The following is a 22,288-nucleotide window of genomic DNA, read 5'->3' as shown; positions in this document are numbered from 1 at the left end:
GCCGAGGATACGAGCTGCGTAGCGGTCGATGAGCATGGCAGTTTTCGCGAGCAGGTGAACAGGGTAAACACCATGCAACGAAACTCCGCCATGTCAAGCCCAACTCGTGTTTGGTTCCGGCTACGCCGGGTTAGGGAATAGGGAACAGGGAACAGGGAATAGGGAATAGCCGGCAATGGCGGGCCGGATGCCGCTCCTGCTGGCCCAGGTTCCGTGAGCAAGGGTCTGCGCAGCAGGTGGGGAACTCACACAGAGTCAGCAGAGTCAGCAGAGGTCATGTCCTCTGCTGACTCTGTGTGAGGCCAGATCTTTTCAGGGAGCTAATGGCGGTTGTCGATGAGCAGCCGCTGGAGCTCTGCGGCGTCCCGCGGGCTGAGCACGCGCGACACCGCCCCGCGCCGTGCCTGGGTCGTAATGACGCGCTGACCCAGGAAAATCGAGCCGCGGGGCACCGTGCCCTCGTAGAACACGGCGTTCGGCGCGCCCGGCCCACAGACGGTGCCCGGAAGGCGCGTCCATTCGCCAGCGTGCGAGCCCAGGATGGCCAGGATGCCATCGATCGCCGCGCGGTCCGTGATGGTGTGCGAGCCCTCCATCGTCACCACCTCCACCCGGTCCACGCCGGGCGGCGGCAGCTCCGGGCGGGCGTGGTGGACGCGATACAGCGCGTTCTCCGCCGCCAGCAACATCCCCATGGTGCCGAGCGCCCGCCGCAGCGCCCGCGCCAGCCAGGGCTTCATCGTCATTCGCATCCCCTCACTTCCGCGGGTTCACGGCTTCCATCACGCGGCGGTCAGCGGCTGGGCCATGGCGCGCCGGTGCCCAGCAGCCGCTGCAGCTCCATCGTCTCTTCGTGGCTCAGGGGACGCACGCCAAGGCCGCCCCCGGATGGAATGATGATCGAGCCCGAGCTCCACCCGAACCAGCGGCCCGCCTGATCGCCGCGGTAGAAGCGGGCGTTCGGCATTCCGGCGGTGCGAGCGTTCCGTACGCGCATCCATTCGCCGTCGCGCGAGCGGACGAACGCGACGACGCCGGCCACGCGCGCGGGATCCGTGACCTGGTGCGAGAACCCGTCCGGCGCCCACACCTCTACCCGGTCCACGCCGTCGGGCGGAAACTCCACGCGCGCGAACAGCGAGCGGTAGAGAAGGAACTGTCCGGCGAGCACCATCACCGCCAGAAGCAGCACCCGCCGCAGCGTCCGCGCCAGCAAGGGCTTCATCGTCATCCGCTCACCTCCTTCGATGGCCGGCGGACGGGACGTGCACGCGGCGCGCCATCCGTGGAGCGCTGGAGACGGAGCGGAGAGCTGTCGTGTCCGGCAGCGTGGCGCGCTGCCAGATCCTGGTTCCCCGCCGCCGCGTCAGGGGCCGTGATCCGGGTAGTGATCGGGCGGCGGTCCCCGGTGGCTCCCTGGAGGCACGGTCAGCAGCCGGTTGAGCTCCTCCAGCTCTTCGGGATCGGCGTCTCGCATCGCCTCGGGACCCTCCCGCGAGGGTGCCTGCAGAAAGTTCTTGCCCGCCGCAAACCATCCGACGGATTTGTCGCCGCGATAGAACGTCGCGTGCACGTGCCAGGGCGGCGGCGAGTTCCACCGTCTGGCCCAACCGGCAGGCCGTGCTTCGACATAGGCCCGGATACGGCTGATGGCCGCCGGGTCGGTGATCTGCTTGTTCCCGAGCGGCGTCGTATCGCCATCCACCATCACGTACACACGGTCCGCGTCCGCGAGCGGCTGGTCGACCCGCGCGGGCATCGGCCCGCACGCCGCCTGGACCGCGAGCCAGGCACCCGCGAGCATCAGCACGCCGGGCGGCAGGCGCCGCGGCCGGTGTCGCGTGCTCATGGGCGTGCGGGCACGCGTCCGGCGCGCACCATCCAGCGTTTCATCCTCATCCGTCCACCTCCTTCGACAGTAACCGGGTGATCACCAGCTTCTGAATCTGCTGGTGCCGGGGAGGGGTCAGGGTCCCAATCCGAGCAGCTGTTCGAACTCCGCCGCCTGGCCCCGGCGCAGCGGGAACACGGCGTAGTCCTGGCCGGCGGGGACGACGGCCACACTCTCGTTCCACATCACCCAGCCCCGCCACTGGTCGCCGCGGTAGAAGGTGGCGCGCGGCATGTCGCCGGGCCCGACGAAGCCGGGAAGGTGCCTCCACGTGCCATCCAGGGCGCGCACGAACCCGGCGGCGCGCGAAACCATCGCGGCGTCGTGGATCGGGTACGAAAAGCCATCCGCCGTGACCACCTCTACCCGGTCCACGTCCGCGGGAGGAAAATCGGGGCGCGGGGCCAGTGCGCGGTACAGCAGGGTCTGCGCGCCCAGCACCATCCCCGCCAGCAGCAGCGCCCGCCGCAGCGCCCGCGCCATCCAGGGTCTCATCGTCATCCCTCCGCCTCCTTGAGCAGTTGCCCGGCGATCACCACCGTCCGGATCTCGCTGTACAGCGTCTCCACGGGCGCGTTGCCGAATCCTGGACGACGCGCGGGGGCGAGGGAGCGCAGGGCTCAGCGCCCGCGCCCCGCGCTTCCCAGGAGGTCCGGTGAGACGCGGCGGTACCGCAGCCCCTTGTCCTTGTAGACCTGCAGCACGATGGAACCAAAGGCCGTACGCTCGAAGGGCGCCTGCCACACGCCGGTCTGGCTGGCGTCCCGCACGGAGCCGCTGTACTCGCGGACGGGAAAGCGATGGAAGGTGATGCTGGGCCCATTCCGCACGTATTCCCACCTGCCACGCACGACCAGCGTCTTTCCGCCATCGGGCGCATACACGAGCGTGTAGGTTCCGTCGGGCAGCACCCAGAGCGTGTCGGCCACGAACGGCCTGTCCATCTCGTACGTGCCCGGAGCGTCGTACGCGGCGGGCGCCGGGCCTCCGCAGGCAACGCACAGCAGCAGGGCGAGCGCGGGCCGGGTCACGTCCCGTCTTCCTTCAGCAGCTGTGCGGCGATGACCAGCTTCTGGATCTCGCTGGTGCCTTCGTAGATGCGCAGCGCGCGGATCTCGCGGTACAGCGTCTCCACCGGCGCGCCGCTCACCACGCCGCGCCCGCCGAACAGCTGCACGGCGGCGTCGATCACGCGCTGGGCGGCCTCGGTGGCGTACAGCTTGGCCATCGCCGCCTCGCGCGTGATGCGCTCGGCGCCCGTGTCGCGCGTCCAGGCGGCGCGGTACACTAGCAGCGCGCTGGCGTCCACCTCCAGCGCCATCTGCCCCAGCGCGGACTGCGTGAGCTGAAAGTCGCGCAGCGGCTTGCCGAACGCCTGCCGCTCGCCCGTCCACCGCACCGCCTCGTCCAGCGCGCGCCGCGCGAATCCCAGCGCCGCGGCGCCCACCGTGGTCCGGAACACGTCCAGCGTGCCCAGCGCCACACGCATCCCCGCGCCCGCCTGCCCCACCAGCGCGTCCGCCCCCACGCGGCACCCGTCGAACGCCAGCGTCCCCAGCGGGTGCGGCGCGATCACGTCTATGCGCTCGGTGACGCGCAGGCCGGGGTTGACCGCATCCACCACGAACGCCGCGTAGCCGCGCTCGCCGGCCTCGGGAAAGCGGGTGAAGACGACGTAGTGGTCCGCGATCCCCGCGTTGCTGATCCACGTCTTCGTCCCGTCGATTACGTACCCGCCGTCCGCCGTGCGCGCCGTGGTCTGCATGGCGGCCACGTCGCTCCCCGCGTCCGGCTCCGAGAGCGCGAACGCCGCGATCCGCTCCCCGCGCGCCACGGGCGGCAGGTAGCGCTGCTTGAGCGCGTCGGAGCCGAAGAGCGAGATGGGCCCGCTCCCCAGCCCCTGCATGGCGAACGCAAAGTCGGCCAGCCCCCACGCGCGACCCAGCGTCTCGCGCGCCAGGCAGAGCGATCGCACGTCCAGCCGCTCGTGCGCGCCGCCGTACGGCGCGGGGACGCACAGCCGCAGCAGCCCCGCCGCGCCCAGCCGCCGCACCAGGTCGCGGCACGCGGCGTCCACGTCGCGCTCGTCGTGCGGCGGCGGCGCGATCTGCTCGCGCACGAACGCCTCCAACTCGTCCGCGAGCCCGCGGTGCGCGTCGGAAAAGAACGGCCAGGTGAGGAAGGTGCGGTCGGGCATGCGGAAGAGTGCGTGAGTGCGAGAGTGCGTGAGTGCGTGAGTGGGCCCTGATGTTTGTTGTATCTTTGGTTGCGGACGCGCAGTCGCGTGAGCCGCCGCACACCGTCGGCCGCCGAGTCCGCGCAGGCGGACTTTGTGCCGTTGTAGCCGCGGTTTCAACCGCGCGGAACAGACCGTCAACAACGCCCACCTGCCGACACGCACATCCTGTGAAACCGTGCCGCAGTGCACAACGTAACCAGGCGGGGTTCGATGGCAACGGCCACGGAGCCCGCCGGCTCACCATCCTTCGATCTCTGATGACGTTCTCTGTACGGGCGGGACTTGCCGCCCTGTTTGCGCTCTCCCTGCTGGCCGATGCACCGCTGCCGGCACAGGCGGGCGCGTGCACCCTGGATGATGCGGACCGCGAGTGGATCCAGGGCGCGCTGGATGACTGGGACCACGCCAGCCGCGAGATCCTGCGCCTGGAAGCGCGGCCGCTGCCGTGGATGGTGTTCATCGACACCGCGTGCGCATGGCACGTGGCGCCCGACGCGCGCGGGGATGCGGATCTCGCGGCCACGCTGGCGCTGGCCGGCGCGCCGCTGCGCTTTCAGGGCGGCACGGCGGAGGTGCGCGGCGTGGCGCACGGCGGTGAGGTGCGGCTCCCCGGCGGACAGCGGGTGCCGGCCGTGCCGCTCTCGTTCGCGGCGCCGTATGGAGACGCGGGGGCCGCGTTCTTCGTGATGGGGATGCCCGCGGTGTGGAAGCGCGACCCGCGCCACGCGGCCGATCCCGGCTTGGCGTGGCTCATCCGCGCCGTGTTCGTGCACGAGATGACGCACACGCGCCAGGTGGGCTCCGTCGACCGGCGGATCGATGCGCTCGCCGCGCGCGTGCCGGACCCGGAGAGCCTGAACGACGACGTGATCCAGACGCGCTTCGACAGCGTCCCCGGCTTCCGCGCCGCCATCGACGCCGAGCGCGACCTGCTCTACCGCGCCGCCGCAGAGCCCGATCCCGCGCGCCGCCGAGCGCTCGCGGCGCAGGCGCTGGCGGGCGCGCGGGAGCGGCGCGCGCGCTGGTTCGCCGGCGCGGACGGCGTGTACGCGGAGCTGGAGGACGTTTTCCTGGGGATGGAGGGCGCGGCGCAGTGGGCGGCGTACAAAGTCGCACTGCGCCACGCCGGGCCGGACGCCGATCCCGCTACCGTGCTTACCCGCTTTCGCCGCGGCGGCACGTTCTGGTCGCAGGATTACGGGATGGCGCTGTTCCTGACGCTGGACGTGCTTCTCCCGGACTGGCAGGCGCGCACCTTCGCCGCCGAGCCCGCCTCCGTGTTCGCGCTGCTGCAGGAGGCGGTGCGGTAGCGTAGAACGACTCTCTGACCGGAAGGATCGCGCTCGTCGTGCGGCATCGGAGATCGAACTGCGCCAGCCGGGACCCTCACCCGCTCGCTCGGGCTCGCACCCTCTCCCGCAAGCGGGAGAGGGTATAACGTCGCGCCGGATTTGGGCGCGTTTCCCCCAATCTGTCATTCCGAAGGAGCGCACACCCGGGCCCTTCCGCTACTCCACAGCCGGCGCGCGACTGAGGAATCTACCGTCGGAATCTTCGTGATTCGTCGTCGTGCCCAACACTGGCGGCTACAGTCCGCGCAGGCGGACTTTGCGCCGTTCCAGCGGCGAGCTCATATCATTCGCTTCTGGAGGCGGACACAGTTGATTTCGGCCCAAGCCCTTCCTGTGCATCCCCTTCCTCTGCCGCGCGGCCACCACGGGCTTTGTCCTACGGTTGTGTGGCCGCGGCTTTGGTGCAGGCTGCCGCGTCTGCCTTCGAGCAGGCGGCGGCTAGATTCTTCGGCCCTGCGACCGGCGGTGCGAGAGGCCAGTTCCGCGTGGCCGGGCCTCAGAATGACATTGCCGTTCCGTTACTTTCGCACTTTCGCACTCAATCAGTTCCCCTCGAACACCGGCTTCTCTTTCGCCGCGAAGGCGCGGTAGGCGCGGGCGAAGTCCTCGGTCTGCATGCAGATGGCCTGGGCCTGCGCCTCGGCTTCGATGGCCTCGTCCACGCCCATCGACCACTCCTGGTGCAGCGCGCGCTTCGTCATCCCGTGCGCGAAGGTGGGGCCCGTGGCCAGCGACCGGGCCAGCGCGTGCGCCTCGTCCAGCAGCGCATCCGGCTCCACCACGCGGTTGAAGAAGCCCCAACGCTCGGCCTCGGCGCCGTCCATCGACCGGCCCGTGTACAGCAGCTCGCTCGCGCGCCCCTGGCCAATGATGCGCGGCAGGAGTGCGCACGCGCCCATGTCGGCGCCGCTCAGGCCCACGCGGGTAAAGAGGAACGCCACCTTGCTGCGCGCCGTCCCCAGCCGCAGGTCGCTGCTCATCGCCAGGATGGCGCCCGCGCCCGCGCACACGCCGTCCACCGCCGCGATCACCGGCTGCGGGCAGGCGCGGATGGCCTTTACCGTGTCGCCCGTCATGCGCGTAAAGGCGAGCAGGTCGTCCATCCGCCCCTCCTCCTTCATGCGCACCAGCGGCCCGATGATCTCGTGCACGTCGCCGCCCGAGCAGAAGTTGCCCTGCGCCCCCGCCAGCACCACCACCTTTACGTCCGTGGCGAACGCCAGCTGCCGAAAGGTGTCGCGCAGTTCGGCGTAGCTCTCGAACGTCAGCGGGTTCTTCCGCTCCGGCCGGTTCAGCGTGATGGTGGCGACGGGCCCATCCACGGCCCACGCAAAGTGCTGGGGGCGAAAGTCGGCGGCGCGGAGCTTGGTCGTCATTCGATGGAAGTGCGTGAGTGCGGTAGTGCGTGAGTGCGGTAGTGCGTCAGCCGTCGAGCGTCAGTTGCCGAACGCCAGGTTGAGCGTGAGCATGGGTGCGGGATCGAACTCGCCGGTGGGAACGCGGACGTAGCCACCGACGGCGAAGCCCACGTAGCCCACGTTCGCCTGTGCATCGAAGCCCACCCAGGTGCGGTCCGGGCCCACGAGCCAGGGATCGCCCCAGGTGCGCAGCACGCTGAACTGCCCCCGCGCCGTCATCCCCAGCCCGCCGTGCGTCGTGCGTCCCACGCGCACGGCGCCCCCGCCCAGGCCGGGCTCCACGATCAGCGACCAGCCGGTGTAGCCGCTCTCGAACCGCTTTCGCGGCACCCCCACGCCCACGTAGCCCGAGAGCTTCTGCGGCCACCCCACCCGCACCCCGCCGATCATCTCCAGACCTCCGCCCCGAGGCGCCTCCGGCACCGTATCCGCCTGTGCCGCCGCGGGCACGGCGGAGAGGAGGACGGCGGCGAACACCAGGAGCAGAAGCCGGTAAATCAACCCGAGCATGGATCCCCGCTGATCTGATGGTCGAGCGCAGCCCCGCGCGGTTTGCGGGGCTTCCCGCTTTTCCAGCCGCGGGTTCACCCGCCCGGGTACGAGACGTCGGTAACGCGCCCTCGCCTCCCGCGCACCGGCCGCCGACGCCGCCCGGGGCCGTCCGGGGCGAATGAATTCGCGGCTGGGAAAACGCGATGTCGCCCTGCGCCGACGGGTGTGTGCCGGATTCACGCGGCGGTGTTGCGGTCGAGCCCCGCGCGGTTTGCGGGGCTTTCCGCTTTTGCAGCCGCGGGTTCACCCGCCCGGGTACAAGGCGTCGGCAACGCGCTCCCGCTTCCCGCGCACCGGCCGCCCGGGCCGTCCGGGGCGAATGAATTCGCGGCTGGGACCACGCGATGTCGGCCTGCGCCGACGGGTGTGTGCCGGATTCACGCGGCGGTGTTGCAGTTGAAGCCCCGCGCAGTTTGCGGGGCTTTCCGCTGTCGTTGCGGCGAGTTTACTCGCTCCCGCAGCCGCCGCGCTCCCTCACCCCGCCATCACCTCGCCGCCGGCCACCGGAACCGCCTGCCCCGTCACCGCGGCCGCGTCGGGCGAGCAGAGCCAGGCGACGGCGGAGGCCACCTCCTCCGGCCGGATCAGCCGCCCGATCGGCATCACGCGGGTGATGGCCTTCGTCGCCTCTTCCTCCGTGCGCCCCGCGTCCACCAGGTTCCGGATGGCGGACGCGGCCATGTCCGTGTCCGTGTAGCCGGGGCACACCGCGTTGACCGTGATCCCCTTCTTTGCCGTCTCCATCGCCAGCGCGCGCGTCATCCCCACCACGCCGTGCTTGGCCGCGCAGTACGCCGCCGTGTGGCTGTAGCCCTTGAGCCCCGCCGTCGACGCGACGTTGACGATGCGCCCGGCGCCGGCTTTCAGCATCGCGGGGAGCACCTGCTGTGTGCACAGGAAGGTGCCCGTCAGGTTTACGGCGATCATCCGGTCCCACGTCTCGCGCGTGGTGTCGGTGAACGGCACGCCGGCGGACTGGCCGGCGTTGTTCACCAGGATGTGCGGGTCGCCCGACGCCTCGCGGATCTGGCGGAACGCGTTCACCACCGACGCCTCGTCCGTCACGTCGCAGACGATGAACTTGGTCTCCACCCCGCGCACGTCGTTCATCATCGCCGTGCGGGCGGCCAGCTCCGCGCGGTCGCGCCCCAGCAGCACCAGGCGCGCCCCCGCCCGCCCCAGCGCCTCCGCGATCGCCGCGCCGATGCCGCGGCTTCCGCCCGTCACCACCGCCAGCCGCCCCCGCAAAAGCCGTCCGTCCGTCATCGCGCGCTCAGATGGTGGAGGTGCCCAGCATCTCCTGCTGGCGCTTCAGGCTGCGCTCCAGCTGGCTCTTGCCGCTCAGGTACTGGTTGGGCCAGGGCTGCTCCGTCCACCCCAGCTGCGCCGCCGCGTGCAGCGTCCAGTGCGGGTCGGCCAGGTGCGGCCGGCCCAGCGCGCACAGGTCCGCGCGCCCCGCCGCGATGATGCCGTTCACCTGGTCCGCCTCGGTGATGTTGCCCACCGCGATCGTCGGCACGCCCGCCTCGTTGCGGATGCGGTCGCTGTACGGTGTCTGGAACATGCGCCCGTACACCGGCCGCGCGTCGGGCGTGGTCTGCCCGGTGCTCACGTGGATGATGTCGACCCCCGCCGCCCCAAAGGCGCGCGCCACCTCCACCGCCTCGTCCGGGCTGATCCCCTCCTCGACCCAGTCCGTGGCGCTGATGCGGACGGATAGGGGGCAGTCTTCCGGCCACACGTTGCGCATGGCCCGGAACACCTCCAGCGGAAAGCGCAGCCGGTTCTCCAGCGATCCCCCGTACTCGTCCGTCCGCCGGTTGCTGATCGGCGTGATGAACGACGACAGCAGGTAGCCGTGCGCGCAGTGCAGCTCCACCATGTCGAAGCCGGCGTCGCACGCCATCTCCGCCGCCTGCACGTGCTGCCGGATGACGAGGTCCATGTCGGCGCGCGTCATCTCGCGCGGCACCTGGTTGCGCGGGCCAAAGGGGATGGGGGACGGGCCCATCACCTCCCACGCGCCCTCCTCCAGCGGCTCGTCCATCCCCTCCCACATCAGCCGCGTGGCGCCCTTTCGCCCGCTGTGGCCCAGCTGCAGGCAGATCTTCGACCGCCCGTGCGCGTGCACGAAGTCCGTCACCCGCCGCCACGCGTCCACGTGCTCCGGCGCGTACATCCCCGTGCATCCCAGCGTGATGCGCGCCTCGGGGCTCACGCACGTCATCTCCGTCATCAGCAGCCCCGCCCCGCCCAGCGCGCGCGAGCCCAGGTGGACGAGATGAAAGTCGTTCGGCACGCCATCCACCGACGAGTACATGTCCATCGGCGAGAGCACCACCCGGTTTTCCAGCCGCAGGCCGCGCAGGCGGAAGGGGGTGAACATGGGGGGCGGGGGCGCCTCCGGCTCCTGCCCGCTGGCGCGCGAGGCGAACCACCGTTCCACGCCGCTCAGGTAGGCGTGGTCGCGCAGGCGCAGGTTCTCGTGGCTCACCCGCTGGCTGCGCGTCAGCAGCGAATAGGCGAACTGCGGCGGATCGAGGTTGATGTAGCGGCGGACGTTCTCGAACCACTCCATGCTGTTGCGCGCCGCGTTCTGCAGCCGCAGCGCATCCGTCCGCCGCTCTTCCTGGTACGCCTTGAGTGCGGAGGGAAGATCGTTCTGCTGATGGAGGATGCGGGCGAGCGCGATGGCGTCTTCCATCGCCAGCTTGGTCCCGCTGCCGATGGAGAAGTGCGCCGTGTGCGCCGCGTCGCCGATCAGCACCACGGGCGCGACGTCGCCGTCCGCGTGGTGCCACTGCTCGTTGGATACGCGCGTGAAGCGAATCCACGGCGAGCGCAGGTGGGGGGCGTTGGATTCCAGCGGATGCCCGTCCAGCCACGGCGCGAACATCCGCTCGCACGCGGCCACAGTCTCCGACTCGTTCATGGCGTCGAAGCCCGCGTTCTTCCACGAGCGCTCGTCGCACTCCACGATGAACGCGCTGTGGGCGGCGGAGTAGCGGTAGGCGTGGGCCTGAAAGACGCCGTGCTCGTTCTCGACGAACAGGAAGGTGAAGGCGTCGAACAGCTTCGTGGTCCCCAGCCAGCAGAACGGCGCGTGGCGCACGTCCAGGTCGGGTTTGAAGTGTTCCGCGTACTTCCCGCGGATACGGCTGTTCACCCCGTCCGCCGCGACGACCAGGTCCGCGCCGCCCAGCCCCAGGTCCGGCAGCCTCGCGTCATCCACCATGTTCCAGCCAAAGCGCAGTTCCACGCCCAGCTCGGCGGCGCGGTCCTGTAGAATGCGCAGCAGCGTCTTGCGGGCGATGCCGCTGAAGCCGTGGCCGCCGCTGGTGATGACGGCGCCGCGGTGGTGGACGTCGATGTCGTCCCAGTGCGCGAACTCGTCCTCGATGCGCGCCGCGGTCGGCGCGTCGGCCTCGCGCAGGTAGCCCAGCGTCTGGTCGCTGAACACCACGCCCCAGCCGAAGGTATCGTCGGCGGCGTTGCGTTCCAGGACGACCACCTGGTGCGCGGGGTCGGCCTTCTTCATCAGCAGGGCCAGGTACAGCCCGGCGGGCCCCCCGCCGATCACCGCCACCTTCACGCGCGCTCCTCCGCTCTCCGTGGTCCGTCCATCCCGTCTGCCGGAGTGCGCAGTCTACGCGCCGCGCGCGGGCGAGGGAAGGGCGGGGGGCGGGTTGCCGGCATCATCGCGTGCCGCGGGCGCCCCCTCCGCTCGCCTGGGCTCGCACCTCCCCCGAAACTGCCGGGGGAGGTTGGTTGCCGAGGGGATGGAGGTGAGACGAAGAGCATCGAACTGTGCCCGAGAGTGGCCCCCTCTCCCGGCCTCTCCCCCGCAAACAGCGCGGGAGAAGAGGTGACGCGCACCGAATCTCCGGTGTGCCTCGGGAGGAACGACGCGATCACAGCCTGTCGAAGCGGGACCGAATTCTCCCCTCTCCGTGAGGAACGAACGGGGAGGGGCCGGGGGAGGGGCCCCGTCGGGCGCCAGCGTGATTCCTGTCGCCGATCCGCGATCCCGGCCCTGCAGTCCGCGCAGGCGGACTTCGCGCTTTCCCAGCGGCGAATTCATTCGCTCCTGGGAGGTGGGCGAGTAATGCGAGCCCGGAGGGGGCGCCCGCGGGTCGCGAAAAACCCTCTCCCAGCAACCACTGGAGAAGGGCGCCCATCCCATCGATCCACGAAAATCGTCCCGCCCTTACGCCGCCACCGGCACCACCGCCTTCGCGGGCAGCAGGTGGGCGATGGAGTTGGCGTAGTAGCGCAGCATGGGGAACTCCGCGGGGTTGGCGGCAAACAGGCCGTCGGCGTCCAGCACCAGGTGGCGCATCGTCAGCATCCGCAGCCCCACCGTCACCGCGTAGTCCATGTCCTGCCGCGGCACGTACACCCGCCCGCCCCCCGCCTCCACCTCGTCCACCAGGTCCGCCACGCACCCCTTGATCTCCAGCTCGCTCATCTGCGCCGCCGGGTCGCGCAGCAGCACCGTCGACACCAGCGACACGGGGAGCACCGGGATCACCCGGCCCACCTCCTCCATCAGCGCGGCGCCCAGCTCCGCCACCGTCTCCTGCCGCCCGTCGCGCCCCATCTGCCTGAAGTCCACCCCGTGCTCCGCGCACCAGCGGCGCATGGACACCGGCGTGCCAAAGTTGACGCACGCGTAGCCAAAGCGGCGCCACTGGCTGCGGATCATCAGCAGCAGGTTGCGCCCCACGAAGCGCATGGTGTTCGCCAGCGCCCGGATCGTCCCCACGCGCGGTTTGGTGCCGTTCCCGGAATCCAGCAGCAGCGTGCGGTCTTCCAGCGTGCGGTCGTAGTTGATGCCCACGGGGACGAACACCAGGTCCCGCTCGCCCGCCGGGTCGAAGCCGCGCAGCATGTAGTCCAGCAGCCCCAGCTTGGGTGGGCGCAGCGCCCCGTCGCGCGACAGCCCGCCCTCGGGATACACCGCCTGCGTCACCCCGGCGGCGGTGGCCATGGCCACGTAGCGCTCCAGCACGCGGCGGTACAGCTCGTCGTTGCTGCGGCGGCGGATGAAGTACGCGCCCATGGAGCGGATGAGCTGCTGCAGCGGCCAGATGCGCGCCCACTCGCCCACCGCGTAGCTGAGCGCCGCCCGCCGCGCGGCCAGGTAGCCCACCAGCACGTAGTCCATGTTGCTGCGGTGGTTCATCACGAACACCACCGTGCTGCCGCGCTCGATGCCGGCCAGCCCCTCTTCGTCGCTCCACCCCAGGCGTACGCGGTACAGCAGCCGCGCCACCCGCCGCGCGAGCGCGTAGCCAAGGCGAAAGTACAGGTAGGCGTTGAAGGCGGGGACGATCTCCTTGGCGTACCGCTCGGCGCGGGCGGTGGCCACGGCCAGCGGCACCCGGTGCTCGTTGGCGTGCTCGCCCACCGCCTGCACCACGCGCGGGTCACTCATCAGCCGGTCCACCAGCACCTGCCTGCGCGCCAGGCGAAAGGGCTGGATCTCGATGGGCAGCTTGCGGTTCACCTCTTCCAGCACGCGCAGGGTGCGCTGGCGGATGAACCAGCGGGCGCTGGGCACCATCAGCCGGTCCAGCAGGCACACCAGGGCCAGCAGGACCAGCGCGGCAAACTGCCAGGTGGCAAGGGTGATGCTGCCGTTCATGGGGCGCGGCGGAGAGGGCGGATGACGGGCGTGGATCCCAATCTATACTCGCCGGGCGGCCGATCCACCAACAAAAAACGGGATGGGCCGCGCCGCCGGCCCGTCCCGTTCGCGCGGAGTGTGGCAATGCGCCCGGATCAGCCGGCCAGCTTTTCCAGCACGCGCAGGGCGATCAGGTTTTCCAGCTGCTCGCGGGAGTGGCACTGGGCCATCAGCGCGTTGGCGCCGTCGTTGTTGCGGGCGTACGCCTGCGCGGTGGTTTCCAGCCGCGCCGTGCCCGGCGTGCCGCCCGGCTGCACCGTGGTGCGCACCGTCAGGTGAATGGTGTGCGTCGCCGCGATCTGGCTGCCGAACTGCCCCCGTCCGCAGTCGAAGAAGCGCGTGGCCGGCTCGCCGAACATGCGGCGCGTAAAGCGCAGCGTGGGGCTGGTGACGGTCAGGCTGGCGCCGTCCGCCGTCCCCTGCAGCCCGATCTCGCGGTACACCTCGGGCAGCGCCTGCCACACCCGCTCCACCGGGGCGCTCACGTCGTGCTTCAGCGTCCGCGACTGTCCGGTGGTGCTCACGTGGAATCCGTCGCCCGTGGAGACAACCTGCGCCGTCTGGTCGCCGCCGCCGGCCGGCACGCTCCCCGTGTCCCCCGGCGAGGTCGCCGCCCCGCAGGCGGAAAGCGTCAACAGGCTGGCGGCAAAGATTCGGCGCATGCGGACCATCGCGGTTCGGGTGGAGCGGATGGGTGAGGCGGAGCAGGATCGCTGGATACGGATACTACCCGGAGAACGCAGGATCTGCCAGCCGCGGGACACGGCGGATCGGGGAGGATGGGCCGGCGGGGATCGGCGGGTGGGGATCGGCGGGTGGGATGATCAGGATCGTCCGCCGCGCCTGCAGGATGACACGCAGAGAGGTGGGCCGTCCCGCGCGCCGGCCCGGGCGAATGAATTCGCGGCTGGGAAAACGCGATGTCCGCCTTCGCGGACGGGTGTGCGCCGCACGGATGCCGCGGTTCGCGGTTGAAGCCCCGCGCGGTTTGCGGGGCTTTCCGCGGTTGTTGCGGCGAGTTTACTCGCTCCGGGGACGGTGCCGCCAACACCGCCCCGGGCGAATGAATTTGCGGCCGGGATAACGCGATCTCCGCCTTCACGGACGGGTGTGCGCCGCACGCATGCCGCGGTTCGCGGTTGAAGCCCCGCGCGGTTTGCGGGGCTTTCCGCGGTTGTTGCGGCGAATTTACTCGCTCTCGCTGGCCGGCGGATGGGGGCTCCCTCAGCCGCGCTCTTCCAAGGGCGCGGGACCGCCGTGCTCGGCGGTGGCCAGGCTGGGGGCGTACTCCATCAGGAAGCGGTGCTGAAGGAACGCGGCCAGCACGCCGCCCAGCAGCGGCCCCGCCCAGTACGCCCAGTGGTCCGCCCACGCGCCCGAAACCAGCGCCGGCCCAAAGACGCGCGCCGGGTTCATCGCCGCGCCGGTGATCGGGCCCGTCGCCATGATGTCCAGCGCCACGGTGAGCCCGATCGCCAGCGGGAAGACCGACCTGGGCGCGCGGTGGTCCACCGCCGTACCAAAGATCACCAGCACCAGGAAGAACGTCGTTACCACCTCCACCACCATCCCGCCCACCGGCTTTACCAGCGGCGCCATGGCCGGCGTGCCCCGCTCCACCACCTCGAGCCCGAACAGCCACGCGATCAGCAGCGAGGCGAGCGCCGCGCCGGCGATCTGCGCGCCCACGTACTGCGCGCCGCGCACCGGCGTCATTCGCCCCGTGGCCACGAAGCCCGCCGTCACCGCGGGGTTGAAGTGCGCGCCGGAGATGGCCCCCAGCGCCGCGATCATCACCGCGATGGTAAGCCCGTGCGCCAGGGCGATGGTCACCAGCGACGCCGTGCCCTCCGCGCCGCTGATGGCGTCCACGTTGATGGCCAGAATGCCCACGAAGCAGAGCGCAAAGGTGCCGATGGCCTCGGCCGTCAGCGCGCGGGCGGGAGTCTCGTTCATGTCCGGGTTTCGATGGGTCGTGGTTGGGTGGACCGCGGAAGGGTGGGACGCGCGCACTCTACCCGCGCTCCTCCACCCCGTCAAGCATTGCGTGCCCGCGCGGCAGGTCGTTTTCCGTTGGATGGAGCGCGTCCCCGGACCGTTGCACTCGTCCCGCGGAGCGCCAGGACCGCATCCGCACCAGACCGTTACGGAAAATCGTTACACGCAAATGGCTGGCACTTGTGATGCGAGAGTATTATCGATTGAGAAACGGGATGGTAACGGCCGGGTCACCGGGTGATGACCCGCATCCACCTCCTGCCCCCAAGGGACCCCGCCATGACGCTTCGACCCTCCATCATCCTGCTGGCCGCCCTGCTGGCGCTGCCGGCCTGCTCGACCACCGCCGCCGGGGGCGCGGGCGGGCGCCAGGCGCTGCTGAGCGACGGGCCTACCGCGCCGGGCCGCCCCTGCCGCGTATCGCCCGCGCCCGCCAGGCTGCCGTCCGCCGCGGCGCTGGTCGACAGCGCGGCGCTCACCCAGGCGGCCGTGGCGCTGTGGCGCGAGGCGGGCGCCCCGCGCGGGCACGTGCTGCTGGCCATGGCCTACGAGCGCGACGGCACCAACGTGCGCCGCGACCTGCTGGAGCACCGCCTGCCGCAGGAGCTGGCCGACACGCTGCAGAAGCTGGTGTTCGCCCACCGCCGCGCGGCGGAGCCCGCGGAGCACGACTGGGGCGTGCGGCTGCGGATGGACTTGGACGAGGAGCCGGTGCTGCGGGTGGGGCGCCGCGAAGTGTGCGCGGCGCACCCGCGCGACACACGGGTGGCGGGAGGCGCCCTTGGCGGCGCCGCCTTTGGCGACGTGCGAGAGCGCGAGGCGGTTTCGGGGCTGCTGCCGTCCACGCCGGGCGGAGCGGGGACCGTGTGGGTGCGGGTGGCGCTGGACGCCGGCGGCAACGTGACCGAGGCCCAGCTGGAGCGCACGCTGGCCCGCGGCACCTGGGAGCGGCGGGTGATCAGCTACGTGCGCGCCATCAGCTTCGTCCCCGCCACCGAGGACGGCTGGCCCGTCCCCGCGCAGATCACCTTTCCGCTGCGCCTGAGCGGCGGCCGCTGAGGGCGGCGCGGGGCGCGGGAACCGGCGGACCCTTTTCAATCCGCCGGTTCCCGCGTATTGTCCAGCATTCGCCGTCCGACGCCACGCCGAGTTCCGCCCCGGTCCGCGCCCTGGCGTCCGCCTTCTGCCGCGGACGCGTTGCGCCGCCGCCCTGCCGCACCCCTCCCGGAGCGCCGTCCCGTATGAGGCTCGCCACCGCGATCGCGCTGGTTCCGGCCGTGCTGCTCGCGTCCTGCCTGGGCGTGCGCCGCGGGCCGCCCTCGCCCGCGGGCTACCCCGAGGCCACCTCGCTGCTGGGTGCGCCGCTGTACGCGTCCGAGCAGCCGCTGGAGCGACGCCAGCGGCTGGAGGCCAACCTGTCCCAGGCCTACGCCGGCTACGAACGCAACCCCGACGACGCCGAAGCCATCCTCTGGCTGGGGCGCAGCGTGGGGTTCCTGGGCCGCTACCGCGACGCCATCGGCATTTTTTCCGAGGGCATCCGCAAGCATCCCGACGACCCGCGCATGTACCGCCACCGGGGCCACCGGTGGATCACCGTGCGCGAGTTCGACCTGGCCGCGCGCGACCTGGAGCAGGCCGCCCGGCTGCTGCGGCGCCACCCCGACGAGACGGAGCGGGCCAGCCCGCTCGACACCGCCGGTGCGCCGCTGGCCACGCTGCACTTCAACGTGTGGTACCACCTGGGGCTGGCGTACTACCTGCGCGGCGACTTCGTCCGCGCGCAGTACGGATTTCGCAACGCGCTGCTGGTGTCCACGCACGACGACGCACGCGTGGCGGCCATCGACTGGCTGTACATGACGCTGCGGCGGGCGGGGCGCACGGAAGAGGCGGCCTCCGTCCTGGAGCCGGTCACGGCCGAGATGAACGTGCTGGGCCAGCAGTCGTACCAGCGGCGCCTGCTGATGTACCGCGGCGTGATCCCCCCCGACTCGCTGCTGCGGCCCAACGGGGGCGATGCCACCACGCTGGCGACGGAGGGGTACGGGGTGGGCAACTGGTACCTGTACAACGAGCGCCCGGACCAGGCGGAAGAAATCTTCTGGCAGGTGACCTCCGCCGAGAACTGGACGGCGTTCGGCTACATCGCCGCCGAGGCCGACCTGCGCCGCCTGCTGCGCCGCCGCCGCCGGTAAGAGACCCGCCTGACAGAGACGCGGGTGACGCGGAGAGAGCACGGAAGAACGCGCTCTCTCCGCGTTTCTGCTGCCGAATCCGGGAAAACGACACCTTCCGGGGTACAGAGGAACAGAGTCAGACAGAGGAACCAAGCTGGATTCAGCTCGCTTTCTCTGTCTGGCTCTGTTCCTCTGTACGATGATTCTTTTTCAGGATCGGACTCGGATGCTACGATGGGTTTTCGGGACTGGAGTTCAGGATCGGGATGGGGATCGGCCGGCGGTGTCGGGCTTCACCCTCTACAAAGGCTGACGGACATCCTCTATATTCGTCGCATTCCCATTTCCGGGCGCCGCCGGCCGCCGTGCCGCGCGCACCGCGAGGCGAACGCCGCCGGCACCCCCGGCGGCGTTTCTCGCGCCGGAGCCACGTTTCCGAACCGACCCGAGCCCAGCCCCCATGCGAGTCCGCAGCCGTACCCTCGCCGTCCTGGCCGCCGTTCCGGCGCTGCTGGCGGCCACCGTCGCCGCCGCGCCGTCCGCGCGCCTGTCCGATGCCCCCGGCGCCGCGCCCGTGCGCTGGCAGATCGACCAGAGCCACTCGGAGCTCACCTTTCGCATCCGCCACCTGGTCAGCCGGGTGAACGGCTCGTTCAACAGCTGGGGCGGCACCATCGTGGCCGACCCGGCCAGCCTGGCGGGCGGCTCGGTCTCCGTCGACATCCAGACGGCCAGCATCGACACCAACAACGAGCGCCGCGACACCCACCTGCGCTCGGCCGACTTCTTCGACGCCGAAAGCCACCCCGTCATCACCTTTCGCAGCACCCGCGTGGTGGCCAGCGGGCGCGACCTGCAGGTGCACGGCAACCTTACCCTGCGCGGCGTGACCAAGCCGGTGGTGCTCGAGGGGCGGATGCTGGAGGTGGGCGGCACCCCCGGGCGCCGGCGCATCGGCTTCGAGGCCGAGACGCGCATCAACCGCATGGACTACAACGTGTCGTGGAACCGCGCGGCCGAGGGCGGCGGCGCGGTGCTGGGCGACGAGGTCACCATCTCCATCGCCATCGAGGCGGTGGAGCAGCCCGCCTCCTGACGCGTTGACGGGGGAAGCGCCGCCGGCCGTCTACACCATCGGCCACTCCACCCGCACGGCGGACGAGTTCGTCGGGCTGCTGCGGGAGCACGGGGTGCGGCGGCTGGTGGACGTGCGGCGCTTTCCCGGCTCGCGCCGGCACCCGCAGTTCGGGCGCGACGCGCTGGCGGCCACGCTGGCGCAGGCGGGGGTTGCCTACCGGCACGAGGAGGCGCTGGGCGGGCGCCGCGCGGGCGACCCCGCCGCCGGGCCGTCGCCCAACACGGCCTGGCGCCACGCGGCGTTCCGGGCCTACGCCGACTACACGGCCACGCCGCCCTTTCAGGCGGCGCTGCGGCGGCTGATGGCGGACGGCGCCGAGCGGCCCACGGCCATCATGTGCGCCGAGGCGGTGCCCTGGCGCTGCCACCGCCGGCTGATCACCGACGCGCTGCTGGCGCGCGGCGTTCCCGTGCTCGACATCATGGGCCCGGGGGCGGCGCGGCCGGCGGCGCTCTCGGAGCACGCGGTCGTGCGGGACGACGGCACCCTCATCTATCCCGCCACCCCGCAGGCAGACCTGTTCGCGGAGTGATTCTGAGGCACGGACGGCGCCGATTTTGCGGTTTCGGGCGGCGTACCGTGCACTCCGCACTCCTGCTGCTCCGCCGCCCGGGCGGTGCACGTGCTGCCTGGTGCCGCCAGCCGCCGATTCCGCATGCCCAGGACCATCCTGCTCGCCGACGACCACGAAGACAACCGGCTGGCGCTGCTCACCGTGCTGGAGCGCGAGGGGTACGTCACGCTGGCCGCCGCCAACGGGCAGCAGGCGGTGGAGGTGGCGCGCGCGCACCTGCCCGACCTGATCCTGATGGACCTCGCCATGCCGGTGATGGACGGCAGGCAGGCCATGCTGGAGCTTCGCGCCGACGAGCGCACGGCGGCCATCCCCATCGTGGTGCTGACGGCCATGGCGCTCTCGGTGGACCGGGACCGGCTGGTGGCCGACGGGTTCGACGGGCTGCTCATCAAGCCCTGCATGCCTCCCCACCTGGTGGCGGAGGTACGGCGGATGGTGGGGCCGCCGGGGGATTGAGCGTGATGCCCGATACCGGCGGTCAAGCGCACGGGCGGCTGAAGCCGCACGCTGGAACTGCGACAAGCCCCGCCCACAGGCTCGCAAAGCTCGCCAGGCGGGGCTTCAACCCCATGGGCGCTGCGCGCAAACGCGGCGCTCCCCGGATCCTCCCCGCGGACGTGGCTTTCTCGTTGAACCCTCCCCTGTGGATGTGACTTCCTGAGAGGGTGTTGCTAAACCCCAAATCCATAACGAAGCGATGACTTCCTGAGGGAGCGCACCACGTGTAACCCGATTTCACACAACCGCCTGCGCGCGACCGAAGGACCTGCTCTCCGGCGAGGCGGGGCCGGCTCCATGCCGCGGGACCAGCCCCTCGGTTTGTGCCAGCGAGGTCCTTCGGTCGGCGCCAGGGTGCAGTGTACAAGCGGGTTACGGGGCGGTGCCTCCCTCAGGAAGTCAATCACGCTGGGCGGTTTGGCAACACCCTCTGAGGGAGCGACCGCGCGGGACCGTACGATACGCAGGACCTGGCGCGCGACCGAAGGACCTCGCCTCGGCATCAGGGGGCGCCGGACGGAGCGGCGCGATCCCGCGGCTACAATCCGCGAAGGCGGATTTTGCGCCCTTCCCGCGGCGAATTCATTCGCTCCCGGGCCGACTCCCCGCCGAATTCCCCTCCGCCTCGCCCCCCCCTCCCGCACATCCGCGATTCCGAGATCCGCACCGTCCCTCCCGGATCGCTGCGGCGAGCGTTTCGCATCGTCCGAAAACAAACCTTTGACCCGGTCGCGGGTTCAAGGCTACCATCAGCATGATGGCCGCGAACGAATCGTTCCCGGCCGTGACCCGCAGGAAGGGAGAGAAATGGGCGGTTCCGGCGAATCGTGGGTGGTGGTGGCGACCTATGGCGCGGTGTGGGAGGCCGACTTCGCGGCGGAGACGCTGCGCGAGGCCGGCATCCCGGCGCTGGTGGACAACGGGCCCAACGTGGCCATCTTTGGCCCCGGCTACCAGGGCGGCTCGCAGTTCGGGGTCAAGCTGCGCGTGCCCTGGCACCGCGAGAACGACGCGCGCGACCTGCTGGAAGACGACGAAGACGCAGACGGCGCATCCGACCCGCTTTCCGAGGACTCATGAAACCGCGTATCGCGTTGTGCCTGCTGGCGCTGGCCGCCTGCTCGGACGGCCCCTCCGGCGGCGGCCCGCCCGCGGGCGAGGTGAGCATCCGCCTGCAGCAGGTGGTAGAAGGGCTGCAGTCGCCCGTCTTTCTGACGGCGCCGGCCAACGATCCGCGGCTGTTCGTCGTCGAGCAGCCCGGGCGCATCCGCATCGTGCAGAACGGGTCGCTGCTCCCCACGCCGTTCCTGGACCTCACCTCGCGCGTGTCGGCGGGCGGGGAGCGGGGGCTGCTGAGCGTGGCGTTCCATCCAAACTACGCGGCCAACGGCACCTTCTTCGTCAACTTTACCGACACCCGCGGCGACACGCGCATCGAGCGCTTTCGCGTGAGCACCGACCGCAACCGCGCGGACGCGGCCTCCGCCGAGCTGGTGCTGACGGTGGCGCAGCCGTTTTCCAACCACAACGGCGGGCTGGTGGCGTTCGGGCCCGACGGCAAGCTGTACATCGGGATGGGCGACGGCGGTGGGGGAGGGGACCCGGAAGAGACGGGGCAGGACCCGATGCGGCTGCTGGGCAAGATGCTGCGCATCGACGTGGACGGGGCGCGCCCGTACACCATCCCCGCGGGCAACCCGTACGCCGGCCGCACCGACGGCCAGCGGGAGATCTGGGCAACGGGGCTGCGCAACCCGTGGCGCTTCTCGTGGGATCGCACCGCCAACCTGCTGTTCGTGGCCGACGTGGGGCAGAACCGGCTGGAGGAGATCAACGCCGTGCCCGCGGGGCAGGGCGGGCTGAACTACGGGTGGGATACGATGGAGGGATCGGACTGCTTCGAGCCCGCCACCGGCTGCGACCGCACGGGCAAGGTGCTGCCGGTTTCGGAGTACACGCACTCCGACGGGTGCTCCGTGACCGGCGGATACGTCTACCGCGGCCAGGACATCGCCGCGTTGCGCGGCCACTACTTCTACGCGGACTTCTGCGAGGGGTGGATCCGCAGCTTTCGCATGGCGAACGGGGCGGCCACCGAGCCGCGCTCGTGGGACCTGGAGAACGTGGGCAACATCACGTCGTTCGGCGAGGACGCACGCGGCGAGCTGTACGTGATCTCGCAAAGCGGCGCCGTCCACAAGATCGTCGCCGCGCCGTGACGAGTGAAACGAGGGCTTGTCATTCCGAGGCCCGGCCACACCGCCGCCCGATGATCGCGCCATGGGTTGCAGGGCCGAGGAATCTACCTTCGGCCCGCGCGCGGCTGGACGCGGCAGCCCGCACCATCGCCGCGGCGGCGAAATCGCCAGACGGGGCCGGTCCGGGGCGTCACGGCAGGCCACGAGGAAACGGACAGTAGATTCCTCGGTCGCGCGCCAGCACCGGAGAGAGCGGAGAAGGCGGGGTGGGCGCTCCCTCGGAATGACAGATTGGGGTGTACGGTCTGTCATTCCGAGGCCTGGCCACACCGCCGCCCGATGATCGCGCCATGGGTTGCAGGGCCGAGGAATCTACCTTCGGCCCGCGCGAGGCTGGACGCGGCAGCCCGCGCCATCGCTGCGGAGGCGAAACAGCCAGACAGGGCCGGTCCGGGGCATCGCGGCAGGCCACGAGGAAACGGACAGTAGATTCCTCGGTCGCGCGCCAGCACCGGAGAGAGCGGAGAAGGGGGGGTGGGCGCTCCCTCGGAATGACAG

General features: G+C 71.0%; 21 protein-coding genes. 8 read left to right on the top strand and 13 right to left on the bottom strand.

What is annotated here, in order from left to right; genetic code table 11:
• Positions 1 to 320: 320 nt before the first annotated feature.
• From VGC13_RS23335 to VGC13_RS23310, 6 genes are all read right to left on the bottom strand, one after another.
• Positions 321 to 746, bottom strand: coding sequence for a hypothetical protein (locus tag VGC13_RS23335; protein ID WP_331127710.1), 426 nt, complete (start codon positions 744 to 746; stop codon positions 321 to 323).
• Positions 747 to 793: 47 nt separating this feature from the next.
• On the bottom strand, positions 794 to 1,231 hold the full coding sequence (locus VGC13_RS23330) for a hypothetical protein (RefSeq protein ID WP_331127709.1): 438 nt from the start codon (positions 1,229 to 1,231) through the stop codon (positions 794 to 796).
• Positions 1,232 to 1,366: 135 nt separating this feature from the next.
• Entirely contained in the window at positions 1,367 to 1,849 is a 483-nt protein-coding gene (locus VGC13_RS23325) for a hypothetical protein (protein WP_331127708.1), read from the bottom strand.
• Positions 1,850 to 1,966: 117 nt separating this feature from the next.
• Positions 1,967 to 2,392 carry a hypothetical protein gene (locus VGC13_RS23320; RefSeq protein ID WP_331127707.1) on the bottom strand — a complete coding sequence of 142 codons (426 nt, stop codon included), beginning with the start codon at positions 2,390 to 2,392 and terminating at the stop codon, positions 1,967 to 1,969.
• A gap of 119 nt (positions 2,393 to 2,511) precedes the next feature.
• Positions 2,512 to 2,922, bottom strand: coding sequence for a hypothetical protein (locus VGC13_RS23315; RefSeq protein WP_331127706.1), 411 nt, complete (start codon positions 2,920 to 2,922; stop codon positions 2,512 to 2,514).
• Positions 2,919 to 4,088 (bottom strand): acyl-CoA dehydrogenase family protein, encoded by a 1,170-nt coding sequence (locus VGC13_RS23310; RefSeq protein ID WP_331127705.1) that lies wholly within the window; start codon positions 4,086 to 4,088, stop codon positions 2,919 to 2,921. Before VGC13_RS23310 ends, VGC13_RS23315 begins: the two co-directional genes overlap by 4 nt.
• Before the next feature lie 299 nt (positions 4,089 to 4,387).
• On the opposite strand from VGC13_RS23310, the gene VGC13_RS23305 reads away from it, so the two are divergent.
• Complete coding sequence (locus VGC13_RS23305; RefSeq protein ID WP_331127704.1) at positions 4,388 to 5,440, top strand: hypothetical protein; 1,053 nt, start codon at positions 4,388 to 4,390, stop codon at positions 5,438 to 5,440.
• Positions 5,441 to 6,024: 584 nt separating this feature from the next.
• Here the strand turns inward: VGC13_RS23305 and VGC13_RS23300 are convergent.
• The 7 genes from VGC13_RS23300 to VGC13_RS23270 all read right to left on the bottom strand — a co-directional run bounded on the left by VGC13_RS23300 (position 6,025) and on the right by VGC13_RS23270 (position 15,097).
• On the bottom strand, positions 6,025 to 6,858 hold the full coding sequence (locus tag VGC13_RS23300; RefSeq protein WP_331127703.1) for an enoyl-CoA hydratase family protein: 834 nt from the start codon (positions 6,856 to 6,858) through the stop codon (positions 6,025 to 6,027).
• Between the two features lie 60 nt (positions 6,859 to 6,918).
• Positions 6,919 to 7,410 (bottom strand): hypothetical protein, encoded by a 492-nt coding sequence (locus tag VGC13_RS23295; protein ID WP_331127702.1) that lies wholly within the window; start codon positions 7,408 to 7,410, stop codon positions 6,919 to 6,921.
• A gap of 516 nt (positions 7,411 to 7,926) precedes the next feature.
• Positions 7,927 to 8,718, bottom strand: coding sequence for an SDR family NAD(P)-dependent oxidoreductase (locus tag VGC13_RS23290; RefSeq protein WP_331127701.1), 792 nt, complete (start codon positions 8,716 to 8,718; stop codon positions 7,927 to 7,929).
• 7 nt (positions 8,719 to 8,725) lie between these two features.
• Positions 8,726 to 11,044, bottom strand: a complete 2,319-nt coding sequence (locus VGC13_RS23285) for a bifunctional salicylyl-CoA 5-hydroxylase/oxidoreductase (RefSeq protein WP_331127700.1) — start codon at positions 11,042 to 11,044, stop codon at positions 8,726 to 8,728.
• A 615-nt stretch (positions 11,045 to 11,659) separates the two neighbouring features.
• On the bottom strand, positions 11,660 to 13,099 hold the full coding sequence (locus VGC13_RS23280; RefSeq protein ID WP_331127699.1) for a 1-acyl-sn-glycerol-3-phosphate acyltransferase: 1,440 nt from the start codon (positions 13,097 to 13,099) through the stop codon (positions 11,660 to 11,662).
• 137 nt (positions 13,100 to 13,236) lie between these two features.
• Positions 13,237 to 13,803 (bottom strand): hypothetical protein, encoded by a 567-nt coding sequence (locus tag VGC13_RS23275; protein ID WP_331127698.1) that lies wholly within the window; start codon positions 13,801 to 13,803, stop codon positions 13,237 to 13,239.
• A gap of 562 nt (positions 13,804 to 14,365) precedes the next feature.
• Entirely contained in the window at positions 14,366 to 15,097 is a 732-nt protein-coding gene (locus VGC13_RS23270) for an MIP/aquaporin family protein (RefSeq protein WP_331127697.1), read from the bottom strand.
• 321 nt (positions 15,098 to 15,418) lie between these two features.
• Between VGC13_RS23270 and VGC13_RS23265 the strand changes: the two genes are divergently transcribed.
• The 7 genes from VGC13_RS23265 to VGC13_RS23235 all read left to right on the top strand — a co-directional run bounded on the left by VGC13_RS23265 (position 15,419) and on the right by VGC13_RS23235 (position 21,751).
• A complete protein-coding gene (locus VGC13_RS23265) occupies positions 15,419 to 16,198 on the top strand; it encodes a hypothetical protein (RefSeq protein ID WP_331127696.1) in 780 nt (259 codons plus the stop codon).
• Between the two features lie 182 nt (positions 16,199 to 16,380).
• On the top strand, positions 16,381 to 17,337 hold the full coding sequence (locus VGC13_RS23260; RefSeq protein ID WP_331127695.1) for a hypothetical protein: 957 nt from the start codon (positions 16,381 to 16,383) through the stop codon (positions 17,335 to 17,337).
• Between the two features lie 442 nt (positions 17,338 to 17,779).
• Positions 17,780 to 18,415 (top strand): YceI family protein, encoded by a 636-nt coding sequence (locus tag VGC13_RS23255; RefSeq protein ID WP_331127694.1) that lies wholly within the window; start codon positions 17,780 to 17,782, stop codon positions 18,413 to 18,415.
• 4 nt (positions 18,416 to 18,419) lie between these two features.
• Entirely contained in the window at positions 18,420 to 18,989 is a 570-nt protein-coding gene (locus VGC13_RS23250; protein ID WP_331127693.1) for a DUF488 domain-containing protein, read from the top strand.
• Positions 18,990 to 19,112: 123 nt separating this feature from the next.
• On the top strand, positions 19,113 to 19,490 hold the full coding sequence (locus tag VGC13_RS23245; RefSeq protein ID WP_331127692.1) for a response regulator: 378 nt from the start codon (positions 19,113 to 19,115) through the stop codon (positions 19,488 to 19,490).
• A gap of 849 nt (positions 19,491 to 20,339) precedes the next feature.
• Positions 20,340 to 20,612 (top strand): hypothetical protein, encoded by a 273-nt coding sequence (locus VGC13_RS23240; RefSeq protein ID WP_331127691.1) that lies wholly within the window; start codon positions 20,340 to 20,342, stop codon positions 20,610 to 20,612.
• Positions 20,609 to 21,751, top strand: coding sequence for a PQQ-dependent sugar dehydrogenase (locus VGC13_RS23235; protein WP_331127690.1), 1,143 nt, complete (start codon positions 20,609 to 20,611; stop codon positions 21,749 to 21,751). Before VGC13_RS23240 ends, VGC13_RS23235 begins: the two co-directional genes overlap by 4 nt.
• The last annotated feature ends 537 nt before the right edge of the window (positions 21,752 to 22,288 follow it).

The organism is Longimicrobium sp. (assembly GCF_036399255.1).
Taxonomy (GTDB): Bacteria; Gemmatimonadota; Gemmatimonadetes; order Longimicrobiales; family Longimicrobiaceae; genus Longimicrobium.
Note: the sequence above shows the minus strand (reverse complement) of the source record. Positions and strands in the feature narration are given on the sequence as shown.